General features: G+C 60.9%; 15 protein-coding genes. 12 read left to right on the top strand and 3 right to left on the bottom strand.

The window, feature by feature from the left end; all coding sequences use genetic code 11:
• Positions 1-83: 83 nt before the first annotated feature.
• The 5 genes from EFQ99_RS31485 to EFQ99_RS31465 all read left to right on the top strand — a co-directional run bounded on the left by EFQ99_RS31485 (position 84) and on the right by EFQ99_RS31465 (position 4425).
• Positions 84-1703 carry a hypothetical protein gene (locus EFQ99_RS31485; protein ID WP_126924957.1) on the top strand — a complete coding sequence of 540 codons (1620 nt, stop codon included), beginning with the start codon at positions 84-86 and terminating at the stop codon, positions 1701-1703.
• Between the two features lie 411 nt (positions 1704-2114).
• Positions 2115-2369, top strand: a complete 255-nt coding sequence (locus tag EFQ99_RS31480; protein WP_126924956.1) for a hypothetical protein — start codon at positions 2115-2117, stop codon at positions 2367-2369.
• Positions 2370-2423: 54 nt separating this feature from the next.
• Positions 2424-2627, top strand: coding sequence for a hypothetical protein (locus EFQ99_RS31475; protein WP_126924955.1), 204 nt, complete (start codon positions 2424-2426; stop codon positions 2625-2627).
• On the top strand, positions 2624-3019 hold the full coding sequence (locus EFQ99_RS31470) for a hypothetical protein (RefSeq protein WP_126924954.1): 396 nt from the start codon (positions 2624-2626) through the stop codon (positions 3017-3019). The genes EFQ99_RS31475 and EFQ99_RS31470 overlap by 4 nt, the downstream gene beginning before the upstream one ends.
• Before the next feature lie 449 nt (positions 3020-3468).
• Complete coding sequence (locus tag EFQ99_RS31465; protein WP_126924953.1) at positions 3469-4425, top strand: S1C family serine protease; 957 nt, start codon at positions 3469-3471, stop codon at positions 4423-4425.
• A 79-nt stretch (positions 4426-4504) separates the two neighbouring features.
• Here EFQ99_RS31465 and EFQ99_RS31460 read toward each other — a convergent pair whose 3' ends face one another.
• Complete coding sequence (locus tag EFQ99_RS31460) at positions 4505-5125, bottom strand: helix-turn-helix domain-containing protein (RefSeq protein ID WP_126924952.1); 621 nt, start codon at positions 5123-5125, stop codon at positions 4505-4507.
• A 364-nt stretch (positions 5126-5489) separates the two neighbouring features.
• Between EFQ99_RS31460 and EFQ99_RS31455 the strand changes: the two genes are divergently transcribed.
• The 6 genes from EFQ99_RS31455 to EFQ99_RS31430 all read left to right on the top strand — a co-directional run bounded on the left by EFQ99_RS31455 (position 5490) and on the right by EFQ99_RS31430 (position 9923).
• Positions 5490-5723, top strand: a complete 234-nt coding sequence (locus EFQ99_RS31455) for a hypothetical protein (RefSeq protein WP_126924951.1) — start codon at positions 5490-5492, stop codon at positions 5721-5723.
• The gene (locus EFQ99_RS31450; protein ID WP_126924950.1) at positions 5720-5929 is read left to right on the top strand and encodes a hypothetical protein; all 210 of its coding nucleotides are present in this window, start codon (positions 5720-5722) and stop codon (positions 5927-5929) included. The genes EFQ99_RS31455 and EFQ99_RS31450 overlap by 4 nt, the downstream gene beginning before the upstream one ends.
• A 93-nt stretch (positions 5930-6022) precedes the next feature.
• On the top strand, positions 6023-6493 hold the full coding sequence (locus EFQ99_RS31445; protein ID WP_245441619.1) for a hypothetical protein: 471 nt from the start codon (positions 6023-6025) through the stop codon (positions 6491-6493).
• Between the two features lie 174 nt (positions 6494-6667).
• A complete protein-coding gene (locus EFQ99_RS31440; RefSeq protein WP_126924949.1) occupies positions 6668-7564 on the top strand; it encodes a CHC2 zinc finger domain-containing protein in 897 nt (298 codons plus the stop codon).
• Positions 7565-7581: 17 nt separating this feature from the next.
• Entirely contained in the window at positions 7582-9021 is a 1440-nt protein-coding gene (locus EFQ99_RS31435) for a virulence-associated E family protein (protein WP_126924948.1), read from the top strand.
• Positions 9022-9386: 365 nt separating this feature from the next.
• Positions 9387-9923 (top strand): glycosyl hydrolase 108 family protein, encoded by a 537-nt coding sequence (locus EFQ99_RS31430; protein ID WP_126924947.1) that lies wholly within the window; start codon positions 9387-9389, stop codon positions 9921-9923.
• Between the two features lie 383 nt (positions 9924-10306).
• On the opposite strand, the gene dusA is transcribed toward EFQ99_RS31430, so the two are convergent.
• Positions 10307-11308, bottom strand: coding sequence for a tRNA dihydrouridine(20/20a) synthase DusA (gene dusA, locus EFQ99_RS31425; protein ID WP_126924946.1), 1002 nt, complete (start codon positions 11306-11308; stop codon positions 10307-10309).
• 186 nt (positions 11309-11494) lie between these two features.
• Here dusA and EFQ99_RS31420 point away from each other — a divergent pair, with 186 nt between their 5' ends.
• Complete coding sequence (locus EFQ99_RS31420; protein ID WP_126924945.1) at positions 11495-11890, top strand: hypothetical protein; 396 nt, start codon at positions 11495-11497, stop codon at positions 11888-11890.
• An 18-nt stretch (positions 11891-11908) separates the two neighbouring features.
• Here EFQ99_RS31420 and EFQ99_RS31415 read toward each other — a convergent pair whose 3' ends face one another.
• Positions 11909-13162, bottom strand: a complete 1254-nt coding sequence (locus tag EFQ99_RS31415; RefSeq protein WP_126924944.1) for a hypothetical protein — start codon at positions 13160-13162, stop codon at positions 11909-11911.
• Positions 13163-13179 lie beyond the last annotated feature (17 nt).

Here is a 13179-nt window from a genome sequence, read left to right as displayed (position 1 = left end):
TTCCTCCGAAATATTTGCCCGGCCAGATGGGGAAACAACCATCGGCGCTTATGGTCTTTTTACAACCAAGCGAGTGGCGGCACATGACGATTTCAAGCACGAACAACCGATCCGGTCCCTATCCCGGCAATGCTGTGACAACAGTTTTCGACTATGATTTCTTCATCGCCGACGAGCGGCATCTGCTCGTCATCAAGCGGCGCGCCAATGGCGATGAGGAGATCCTGACGCTCGACGCCGATTACAGCGTTTCAGGGGTCGGCAATCCCGAAGGCGGTTCGATCAATACCGGGGCGAGCGGCGCTCCTTCCGCCCAGGAGACGATCACCCTGCTGCTCAACGTGCCGTTTACCCAGGAAACGGAGTTGGAGAACCAGGGGCCGTTTTCGGCAAAGACCATCGAAACGGCGCTCGACGTCGCAGCCCAGCGCGACCTGCAGCTGAGCGAGCGACTGGACCGCGCCATTGTCGTCTCGCCGACTTCGACGCCGACGGAGATCGCCGAGCTGATCAACGGCGTGCTGCGGCTGGCCTCGATTATCGAGGCGGTGACTGAACTGGCGGGCGTGGCGCAGAGCATTCCGCCGGCGGCCAATGTCGCCGCGCAGATCGCCACCATTGCTCCCGTCGCGGCGCAAGTGGCAGCCGTTGCTGCGATTGCAGCGCAGACTGTCGCTGTTGCCGGCGTTGCGGGGGATGTCGAGACTGTCGCGGCGAATATTCAGGACGTGACGAATTTTGCGGATGTCTATCTCGGCGCTTCCGCCGTCAACCCGGTGCTCAGGGCGGACGGATCGGCGCTGCGGGATGGCGACCTCTATTTCAACAGCGCGGACCGGGGCATGCGGGTCTATGGCGGCGCCGGCTGGGTGCCGACCGACGGCACAGTGACGGCCACGAAAATCTCCGACCTCCAGGCCGACAGGGACGCTATCGCCGCCAAGCTCGTCATGCCCGATTTCGTTCGTGGGCTGGTTCCGAACCCCAATGCTGGCGTGCCGCTCACCAACCTCGATATCAGCGCCGGCGATGCACGCTTCGGCGGCAAATACATTTCCTTCGGCACCGTTTTAACCAAGCGGCTAAACGCGGCGTGGTCGGCGGGAATGGGCGGCGGCTTTCTCGATACCGGCGCGGTCGCGGCAAGCAAGACATACCATGTCTACGTGCTGCGCAAGCTTTCCGACATCAGCGTCGGAGACTTCATCGCGTCTCTTTCGAATAGTTCGGCAGGGGTGATGGTGCCAGCGGGCTGGGAGATTCTGGCGAATAGCCGGGTTGGGTCATTGTTGACGAATGCCAGCTCGCAGATCGTTGGGTTCAAGCAGTATGGGAGTCGGGTGAAGTTATTCGCTACGGTGCTGGAGTTTTCCGCCAGTTCTCCTTTCGACAACACAGGTTACAACCCGATTGGACTCCCTGATGGTATTTCGGTGGACGCACGCGTGTTCCTACAAGCGCAGGCAAGCACCGGTTCAGCAGTTAATTTCCGCTGTGATACGGAGGAACACATAGGCGCAAGTGGAGACGCTAACCTGTACGTGAATGTCGCAAATAATACTCGCCTGCAGATTGGGGGAAGGGTGCGAACAACCATTACTGGGCTTTTGTGGGCGCGCTTTGATATTTCTGTTGGCACAGGAGATTGTGCCCTGACGACTCACGGCTGGGACGACTACGTCGTACCAAGGATCGGTGCATAGCTATAATCTATATTATATCACAAGGACTTTAACATGGGGAAGGTTAAGGAGGTCTGTTGCCGGAAACCAGAAGGTTTCATGGTCGAGTTCTACTTGAGGAGCATCCTAACGCTCAAGCTATTTCCATTCCCAAGCCGACTTTCCATTTTCTACAAATAGCAGTTCTAGCTCCGTGCTTTAGATCCGGAACCATCAGTCTACAAAATCGACATCATGCGGCTACCTCCGTTCTGGCCGACCAATTGGCGCAGGAGGAGAAAGGATTCGCAAATGGACCTTTTCTCCCAAACCAGGGGTGTCACCCCCGGCCCAGATAGGCGACCTTTGGCGCCGAGCTCTCCTAATTCAGTTAGTCGCCGCAAATTAACCATCAGTGCCATGCTGCACTGAGCAATCAGGCCGAATAAATCCATGGATCAGCAAATCAGAGCGGAAATCGAGAAGCTGCACGAAAGGGTGAGCGGGTTGAAGGAGCGCGTCGTCAATCTGGAGGCGCAGCATCCGCACATCAATGCCGCCTTGGCGCGGATCGAGGGCAGTGTCGACAAACTGACGAACAGGATCGGTAGGGCCATCTGGGCCGTTCTCACCCCCGTCATCGTCCTGGCAGTTGGTGCCGGTTTTAAGATTATCGCGTCTGGTTCTCTCACGCAGATTGGTCCCTAATTCAGCGGGCAACTTTTGCCAACTTAGGATAGCGGTTCCAAGGAGACATCTGAAATGACGAGCGTCATCATTCGCATTGCCCTGCGCTATCTCGCCGCCGCGCTGGTGGCGAAGGGCGCCCTCTCGCCCGATATTGGCGGCCTGATTTCGGGTGATCCGGATATTTCGATGATCGTCGAAATCGCCGTCGGCGCCGTGATCGGTCTTTCCGCGGAGGCCTGGTATTATCTTGCCAACCGGTTTGGGTGGGCGCGGTGAGCTGGCTGGCGAGGCCTCTTCTCGGCGGTGTGATGGAGACGTTCACGGCGCCGCTGCTTTCAGCCTTGCAGGCGAAGCTTGATGCCGAGACCGATGAGAAGCGGCTTGCCGCCGAGCAGGCGATCAAAAGCATTGAGGCGGCGCGTGATATCGCGGTTGCTGAGGCCGCCGACCGCTGGAGCGCGACGCGGGTCGGCCGATGGCTGATCGTCGTTCCCTTTGGCATCTGGTGGGCATCGATCTATCTCGTCCAGATCGTCAATCCGTGGTTCGGGCTTCATCTCGTCGTGATCGATGTTCCCCCTGATATTCACAGCATGGCGCTGGTACTGGTTCCCGCTATCGTGATTGGGGATGCCGGGGCATTGATCGCGCGGCGGTTTGCCCGGTGATGTCATGTTGCATGCCGCTGCCGAATTGTCCGCATCGCTGCTGATGAAGGTCGACGGCTAAGATTTCGTCACCCGGGGACAGCATGTCTCGCCATCCGGAATTTGGCGCTGCTTTTGATGGCAAGATTCTGCCTGCCGAAGTAATAGCGGGACCGTTTTGCGGGCAGTCACAAGGCCCTCAACCAACCACCGCGATGCTGCCTCCACGCGGTGGCCTTACCGGCGCCGGTAGTGTTATTCAAGCCGCTGGCGGGCCGAGGAGGTTAGGCAAAAGTGTCTCGGGCGCCGGATTGACCTTGCTTCCATGTCCGACCCGCCATCACCTCACTTGAACGCAACTCCTCGCCCAACCACTTAATCCCTACACAACAGCGCCAAGGCGGACCGTCGCAATCGTGATGGCTTCGCCGGCGGCGGGGCGGCCGTTCTTGCCGCCTGAGGATCAGATCATGGGTTATATGGACAAGGAGATCGTGCCTCAGAATGACGGGGCGCTGATCGATGCCTATTCGCAATCGATTGCGGCGGCGGTCGATGTGGTCGGGCCGGCGGTCAGCCGGATCGAAAGGGTCGGTGGCCGCCAGGGGCATGGGTCGGGTTTTGCCGTCTCGCCGGATGGTCTCATCATCACCAACAGTCATGTCGTGGATGACGCGAAGGTCGTTCGCATTACCACGCCCGACGGTTTCGCCACCGAGGGTCGCGTGCTCGGCCGGGATGTCGATACGGATATCGCGCTCATCCGCGCCAATTCCAGCACCGGCGCCTGGGCGAAGCTCGGGGATTCCCAGCGCCTGCGCCGGGGCCACATCGCGATTGCGATCGGAAATCCGCTCGGCTTCGAATGGACTGTGACCGCCGGCATCGTTTCGGCGCTCGGCCGGTCGATGCGGGCGGCAAGCGGCCGGTTGATGGAAGACGTGATCCAGACCGATGCGGCGCTCAACCCCGGCAATTCGGGTGGGCCGCTGGTGTCTTCGGGTGGGGAGGTAATCGGCGTCAACACCGCTGTCATCCAAGGCGCGCAGAGCATCGCTTTTGCAGTGGCGTCGAATACGGCCAATTTCGTGGTTTCGGAGATCCTCCGTTATGGCCAGGTCAGGCGCGCCTTCATCGGCATATCAGGCGACACGATCGTGCTTCCCCGCCGGGTTGCGCTTGCGGCCGGCACGGTGCAGACGACGTCCGTGCGCATCCGTCGCGTCGAGCCGGACGGACCGGCGGCCATGGGCGGGTTGCAGGAGGGGGATTATATCCTCGCCATCGATGGCAGCGCGGTCGGCGGCGTCGACGACATCGTCAGGCTGATGGACGGCAGCAGGATCGGTAGGGAGACGGAGGTTCTGGTGTTTTCGGTGGCGGGGCGGATCGAGACGAAGAGCTTGGTGCCGCTGGCGCGGTCGTGATGGACTGGGAACGGCTGATGACTGAACGACTGCTGGCCGACGACTTCGCGACAACGGGATCGCTTCGCGACCCTGGGAATTACGGAATGACCGCCAGCACCGGGGTTGCGGTATCGAGCAGGGTTTCCTCGGTCGCGCCGGACGCCGTCTGGATGCGGGCTTCGCCGGTCTTTCTGGCGCGCTCGACCTTGGCCATGATCTGATCGCCGCCTCGGGTGCGGCAGATGGAGAGGACGCCGATTGCCGCCGTCTCGACTTCGTCGGTATGGCCGAAGAGGATGACGGCATCGTCCCAGATCGACAGCGGTCCCGAAGCCGCGCGCACCTGGGCGGCGATGACCTGGCCTTCGACGAAGTCCCGGACGGCGGCCTTGGCGCGGTCGATGACGGCCTGGGGCAGGGGACGCGGCTCCTTCAGCCGCTCGACCGAGCCTGCCTCGTTGATAACCGCCGCCAGCAGGATGCGGGTGGGGGTGCCGTCCGGCTCGACCGAAACGCCGGCATGATTGATCACATCCGAGAGCGAAACGCCCAGGAACAGCGCAATCTGATTTGCTTCTTCCATCTTCATTCTCCGCGTGCCAGACAGCATGCGCGAAGCGGCGGAAGGATCTATGCTGAGATGCCGCGCAAGGCCCCTGACAGATTTCTGCCGTTCGTCCAGCTTCTGGAAAAACCACTTCTTGTCGATTTCGGTCATCGCGGTTCCTTCAAACATCGTTTGATGAAACCGAGTTGTTGCAGATTTCGCAACAAACGGCAAGCGTTTGCGGGGCTTCCGCATCGCGTTGCGTAAATTGCATGGGCTCGTGACGGAGGCTAGCGGCGCCAAGCCCATGCCGGCGGTCGAGAACTCCTGTTGTTCCTCCTTCGTTCTACAACCTAGATAATTGACATCACTTGCCGGAGTCAATACATGAAAGGAAAATATTCCTTTTGTAACCTTCAATGGTAGCAATTTCCAATGGTTTCGGAATAAAATCCCATTCCGCGTCGGATTGCTCTTGACGATGTCGTTGCCGCATCGTATGTTGCTATTATCACATCATGGCGAAAGGGCGGACGTGCAAAAGCTCGGTAAGGACCACAAGACGCCATGGCGGAAGGTACACGAGAAGATCGGCCTTTCCCCGGCAGAGCTGGCGCGGGCGATGGGGCGTCACCGCTCGAAGATCAGCCGGGCGCTCGGCGATGGCGAAGGGCTGATCAGCGGCCGCGATCAGCTGCTGCTGATGAAGGTGGCGCGCGAGCGCGGCATCGAGCTTTCGGCCGATGAAATGATGCCGGAGCAGCGATGAGGGGGCGGCCCCGGAGCCTTCTTCGCCAGGCAGAACTGCTCGACGGGATCGTCGGTCATTGCCTGATGCGCGGTGGGGCGCCGGCCGATGAGGCGCTGATAACGATTACGCGTGACGAGGCCGGTGAGTTGCAGGCGCTGGTGCGCTGCCTCTGGCACATGGCGCCTTATGAGAACGAGATCCGGCGGCTGGTTGCCGGGTCATGATCGGACCGCCGGGCTGATGACAAAAAGCTTTGAAGACGAGACAGGCCGGACGAACCGGACGGCAAACCGAGACGGAAAGGAATGGTGAATTCGATGACGGCAGTGGACAGGAAAGTCAGATTGTCGCCGGCGGCGACTAAGCGGCCGGTTTCGGGTGAGGGCGCCGAACATGCGCGGAGGGAGCACGTCGCCCACAAAGTCGGGGCGGGCGTGGCGGAAATGGAGCCGATCAGCTGCCCGTGCTGTAAACAGCCGGTGGCGGCGCCCTCTCTCGAGATCGTCGTCGATCGATATGATGTGACGCCCCTGCAGGCGCGTATTCTCGGCGCGGTGTGGCGCGGCAAAGGCATGCCGGTGCAGACCGAGCGGATCTTCGATGCGATGTATGTCGATGATGCCGATGGCGGGCCGTCGCCGACGCGCATGTATGCCGCCTTCAAGGTGGCGCTCTGCCATCTGCGCACCCGGCTGGATGGCTCCGGCATCGGCATCGAAAATGTCGGCTATCGCCAGGGATACCGGCTGGTCATGGCAGGCGAGATCACGCCGGCTCGCCGCGCCTGAAATTTCCCCGCCAAAGCCTGCATCGCAGCCAAAGCGCGCCGCCTCGAATTGATTCATGCTGCGCGCTTCAGCCCTTGTTTTTATGCATGTCGCCCCAAACCGTTGCCCGTTCTGGGCGACATGCATCCGCCAAAAACGTTGTGACGATCACAGCGATCAAATCAGGGGACTGAGATGACCGAAGTCGAACGCGTGCGCCGTGAGATTTGCCTGTCCGATGTGGCGGCTCGTCATGGGCTGGCATTGAAGCGGGCCGGGCGCGAATTCGTTGCTTGCTGCCCTTTTCATGCCGAGGCGACGCCCTCCTTCACCATTTTTCCTGGGAAGGACCGTATCGAGCGCTTCCACTGCTTCGGCTGCGGCGCGCATGGCGACGTGATCGATTTCGTTAGGAAAATTAAGGGCATCGATCTCCCTGAGGCGCTGGGCGTGTTGGGCGGCCGCGTCGCCGCGCCGAATCCCGTGCCTGCGAGAACGCCGCCGTTGGACGTCTATGCCGAGATCGTAGCGCTGGCGCCGCCCGCTGCACCCATCGAATGCGGCAGGCCGGTGCGCCTCTATAATCCGAAGCGCCGGGGAGAGCGATCCGAATGGGGCGCCTTCGCGCCGTCGATGGTCTTTCCCTATCGCGGGCAGGATGGCCGCCTGATCGGCTATGTCCTGCGCCACGACCTTGCGGGCGGCGGCAAGGAAACGCCGATGGTCATGTGGGTGCAGCTGCCTGATGGCAGTGAGACATGGTGCCGTTTTCCTTTTCCCAAACCGCGCCCGCTCTATGGCCTTGACCGGCTTGGCGAGGCGAGGGCGGTGCTTGTCGTCGAGGGCGAGAAGTGCCGCGACGCACTCTCGGCCGCGACCGGGCGCACCGTCATCTCCTGGCCCGGCGGCACACAAGGGGTGAAACATGCCGACTGGTCGCTGCTTGCCGGCCGTAGCGTCGTCATGTGGCCGGATGCCGATCGGCCGCATCCGCAAACCGGAGTGATAGCCGGAATGAAGGCCGCCGACGAGATCGGCGCGATCCTGACCGGTCTCGGCTGCAATTATCGCGTCCTCGGCGTCGTTCGATAAGGCGGCGCGCAGCACTCATGGCATCCCCTCCCTATCTCTATGCCGACTGGCTCCGCGGGCGCACGCCTCCCAAGGGCTGGGATGCCGCCGATGCCGTCGCCGACGGCTGGACCGAGGATGAGCTCACGGCCTTGATCCAGGCGGCGGCCCGGCCATGGACGCCTCCCGTGGCGGAGAAGGTGCGCAAGGTGCCGCCAACGGCTGCCGGCAAAATCATCGCCGCCGACGGTGGTTGGCAGATGGAGCTGCTGCGCAGCGAGAAGGGCAGGGTCAAGCCGGGCGCAACGCGCAACTGGGCGCTGTTCCTGGAATGCCATCCCGATCTTTCGGGCATCTTCGCCTTCGACACTTTCAAGATGCGCGTCGTGCTGATGCGCCGGCCGCCGTGGGACCCCGCCAGGGGCAGCTGGCGCGAACGCATGCTGGAGGATCGCGATTACAGCGAGGCCGTCATGTGGCTGGAGGGAAACGACATGACGCCTAAGGTCGCGACCATCGCTCCCGTCATTCAGACGGTGGCCGAACATGCGCGTTTCGACCGGCTGACCGACTATCTCGAAGGGCTCGTCTGGGACGGCAGGCCACGGCTGCACAACTGGCTGACCTATTACATGGGCATCGAGGATACGCCCTATGCCCGAACGGTCGGCACGCGCTGGCTGATCTCGAGCGTGGCGCGCGGGCTGCAGCCGGGCTGCAAGGTCGATACGATGCCGATCCTCGAAGGCCCGCAGGGCGCGCGGAAATCCACCGCCGTGCGCATGCTCTATGGCGATGATTTCTTCACCGACGAATTATCCGATATCGGCTCGAAGGACGCGATGATGGAGATGCAGGGCATCTGGGGACTGGAGGTCGCGGAAATGCATCGCTTCAATGCCTCGGAGACCAGCGCGGTCAAAAAATTCCTGCGCAAGCAGACCGATCGTTACCGCCCGCCCTACGGCCGATCGGTGGTCGAGGCGCCGCGCCGGGTCTGCCTCTGCGGCACGATCAATCCCGACGGCAATCCTTATCTCAAGGATACCACGGGCGGACGCAGCTTCTGGCCGCTGACGGTCGGGCGCATCGACATCGAGGCGCTCGGCGCTGATCGCGACCAGCTCTGGGCGGAAGCCGTTGCCCTCTACAAGGCCAAGACGCCCTGGTGGGTGCAGGAAGAGGAGCAGCAGGCTGTTGTCGCCGAGCAGGAGAAGCGCACCGATGTCGACGTCTGGGTCGAGGTGATCGTTCCGACGCTCACGGGCCGGAGGTCGGTCGCCCAGTTCGATATCCTGAAGAGCCTCGGCATATCGGCCAAGGATGCCGACTGGCGCCACGCGAACCGCATCGGCCGCATCATGAAGAAACTCGGCTGGACCGCCAGCCGCGACCGCAAAAACGGAGAGGACCGGGTGGTGTTTCTCAATCCGGTTTTTGAGGAGAATGGTGTGGATGAGGAGGAGAGGGCGTTTTGAGAGGCTGGATTCGGCCTGCCGCCCGCCCTCGTGGTTCGCCTCACCATGAGGGCTACCTTTGGCGCCTGAGGCTGAAGCCACGCAGGACGGGGGCGGCGGCCACCTCAATCCATTAAATCGGCCACCACCCAATATGGCAAAGCCGCGAGAGTTGCCCATCGCGGCTTTGCTCATCCCGGTTTCCCTGATTGCGCTGGATTGAAGATCGACCCCTCGCGGTCCAGCGCCGCTCTTGGCGGGCGATCATGGGCATTTTCGACCGATCTTCCGGGGGCGATGGGCAGGAGTTCCGCAAGGGGTGTTCGGTCCCGACAACTCTTCATCGGCAATAGTTGTCGCGGTTTCACTCCAAGAGGAAGATTGCCATGGCCAAGGGAAATATATCCGCCTGCCTGCCGATCACGCTTGCCTATGAAGGCGGCTTCACCGCAGACAGGCGCGATCCGGGGAATTGGACCGGCGGCGCCGTCGGCAAGGGGATATTGAAAGGCACCAAATACGGCATCGCCGCCGCGAGCTACCCCAATCTCGATATCGCGAAGCTGACGATTGCCGATGTCAGACCGATCTACGAGCGGAATTACTGGCGGCCGCTCGGCGCCGAGGCGCTTCCAGCAGGTCTCGACCTGGTGACATTCGATTTCGGCGTCAATTCGGGAACGGCGCGCGCAGCCAGGACATTGCAGGCGGTGGTCGGCGCGAGGGTCGATGGTGCGGTCGGAGCCGAGACGCTGAAGAAGGCGGCGGCGAGCGATGTCAAGAAATCGATCCAGTCGCAATGTGGCGCTCGGCGGCGAGGTCAACTGGCTGCTGATTGCGGGGATTGTCGTGGTCGTCGTGGTGGTTGCGGGGGTGTTGGTGTTGAAGGCGCGGCAGAACAGGGAGCGGGCTGTGGCCTATGAGGCGGTGGCGAGGGTGTCGTGACTGGCGTGTATGATCTCTCGTGGCTGATCCAATCCTCTGCGACATTAAGAGGGAGCGCCGCGCCGCCACTTGTCTCTTCTCCCCCATCGGGAGAAGGTGCCGGCAGGCGGATGAGGGGGCTTCACGGCACGCCGCTCAATATTGCTCTTCGCTTGCGCTCAGGCATTCGCTCCTGACGTCGCTCCCCCCCCCCATCTGCCCTAACGGGCATCGACCGGGGCGAGCCACGGGTCTCGCCCGTCCTGCGGACCCCCGCTGGGGCGAAGAGGGAGTGCGCCGCTGCCTCATCCCCGGCCACCAGTGGGATGAAAAGTAGCAGCAGTATGCCGGCCACTCACCACTGCGAATACATCACCTTACGTCAGGCACTCACCGCCTCTTGCTCCACCCCGGAAAAATCCACCGCTGCAAACGCAGCCGCAATCACTTCCGGGCCGGCGCCGGTTTTGGCGGCATCGGTCGAAAGAATCTGGCGGTAGCGTCGGGCACCGGGCAGGCCGGTGAAGAGGCCGACCATGTGGCGGGCGACGTGTTGCAGACGGCCGCCGCTGGCGATGTGGCGTTCGGCATAGGCCATCATCCGGTCGCGCAAGCCATCCCAGTCCGGCTCGGCCACGGGCGCACCGAAGAAGCGCTGGTCGACATCGGAAAGGATCGCGGCGTTCTGATAGGCGGCCCGGCCGAGCATGACGCCGTCGACATGTTCGAGATGGGCGACCGCCTCGTCGAGCGTGCGGATGCCGCCATTGATGCCGATGAAGACGTCGGGCCACCGCTCCTTCATCCGATAGACGATGTCGTAATCGAGCGACGGGATCTCGCGATTCTCCTTGGGGCTCAGGCCCTTGAGCCAGGCCTTGCGGGCATGGACCCAGATCGCATCGGCGCCGGCATCGAGAACACGGGTGATGAGCTGGGGCAGCGCCTCTTCCGGCTCCTGCTCGTCGACGCCGATCCGGCATTTCACCGTCACCGGCACGGTTGCGACCGCCTTCATCGCAGTGACGCATGCGGCGACCGTCTCCGGCGTCAGCATCAGGCAGGCGCCGAAGGTGCCCGACTGCACGCGGTCGGAGGGGCAGCCGACATTGAGGTTGATCTCGTCATAACCGTAAGGCTCGGCAAGCTTCACCGCCTCGGCAAGCTTCGCCGGGTCCGATCCGCCGAGCTGCAGCGCCAGCGGATGTTCAGCGGCGTCATGGCCGAGCAGCCGCTCGCGCGGGCCGTGGATGATCGCGTCGGCCACCACCATCTCGGTATAAAGCAGCGCCTCGCGGCTGATCTGGCGGTGGAAATAACGGCAATGCCGATCCGTCCAGTCGATCATCGGCGCAACGGCAAATTTTTTGCTGCCGTATCTCATTGATTTCCCTTCGCATTATTGATTTTCACGTTGAACCGCAATCGCAACATGTTGTGTTTTGTTGTTGTTATCGCTACATCAGCGGGTATTCGTTCAATCAATTGGTACATTGTGACAGTCAAAGGGGTCGTGTGACAACTGGGAACCATCGTATCTAGAAAGCGGAAAGACGGCACAATCGCCCACATGGCGAATATCCGCATCAACCGCGACGGGGTAATCTACAAGGAAAGCCAGACCTTCGACCGGAAAGCCGCCGCCAATGGGTGGATAATCAAGCGAGAGGATGAGCTAAATCAACCCGGCGCCATCGAGCGCTTATCAAAGCCTCAAGCAACCCTTGCAGATGCGATCGACAAATACATTGAAACGAGCCTGAAAGCCATAGGCCGGACGAAGGCCCAGGTTCTTGCGAAGATCAAGGATTTTCCGATTGCCGGGAAGCTCTGCGAGAAGATCACCAGTCAAGATATCGTCGGGCTTGCCGAGGAATTTAGCGAAGGCCGGAAACCGCAAACCGTAGGGAACTATCTTTTCCACCTTTCCGCCGTATTCGCTATCGCCAAACCGGCATGGGGATAAGGGCGGCATGAGAGGCTATCAAAACCCAATCGTTCGCATTAACGAGATCGCAGGCGTCAGCCAACCAGCGTCGGGAAGTCGTTGGAATATTGGGGTGAGCGCTCCCGCCCACCCCAACACTAGTGTAATTAGCCCGCCCGCTACGGCGCGTGAGCCCCATTTGGCTAGTCTTGTGGACGTTTGAGTGGCGAGGTCAGACGCGAACGCAGCCCCGAATTCGAACACTTTGCTGAATAAATTTTCCAACGTCCTAAACAGCGCGTAGGAAGTTCGTTTGAGGGCGCGATTAGGGTCGCCAACTGCTTCTTTTATTAGCTTGATTGTATGAGGAACTTCGGGGTCTATCAGTTCAGGTTCATCGCTCAAGCTAGAAACTATTTCATCGGCGATGCCGACCGACTTCCTAATATCACTTTCATCAAGCTCGACGACAGCAGCATTTTCCGTGTACCGGCGCCAGTCGGGAAACTGCGCCACATACGCGGCGACGGAATTGATGTGCGCGCGCAGACGCGCAGCCACCGCGCCACTCAGCTCGGCGTCATACCTTTTCGCCATTTCGTCACAAGAGATGTTCAAAATTCCAAGCTGGATAACGTCATCCGCCGCCTCCAGTTTCGATTGGAGCGAAATTATAGTTTCGAGAAAACGCGTGTCGCAGTTCGATCGACCCAGCTCTTCAACAACCGTCTTGCCTTGAGATACAAGTGCCTCTCGCGCGGAATCGGCGCTCTTGATATCTCTATTTGAGGCCACTGAAGGTTGGTGATCCACTGACAAGAACCCCTCATGGATCTTGAACTGTACGGGTGCAAGTTTTTGCTCGGGAACAAGATTGACCAGGCGATCGATAGTGCGCTTATCTGGAGGGGCAAGCTCACGCGGGACGGCGGCACTCCCGTCCAATTCCGTCCCAAGCTGTTCCGCGTCTCGTACATGATTCAATAGGAGCTTCAGCGCAGCCGTAAAGGTCGTTCGAATGTCATTGCGGGTCTCTTTCTTCCCGGGTCGCATGCGGTCTCGAACGACCAATGAAACGAGGTCAAGCCGCATGAAAGAAGTACTGCTGTCTATTGCTTCGATTTCGGTAAGCATCCGACTCAGACTAGCGTCATCTAGGATATGATGGTTCCTAATGACAAGCTGACGCAGAACTTCAAGCCGCGGCGCGATCTCCAGGGCGGTGTCCAAATCGACATGCTGGGAGTTGCTGACCCCAGCTCGCAAAGCCATGATGATGTCTAGAACAGGCTCACCAAGAAGATACCGCACTTTAGCGCCCCCGCTTT

The sequence above is a fragment of the Rhizobium vallis genome, assembly GCF_003985155.1.
GTDB lineage: Bacteria > Pseudomonadota > Alphaproteobacteria > Rhizobiales > Rhizobiaceae > Rhizobium > Rhizobium vallis.
Note: the sequence above shows the minus strand (reverse complement) of the source record. Positions and strands in the feature narration are given on the sequence as shown.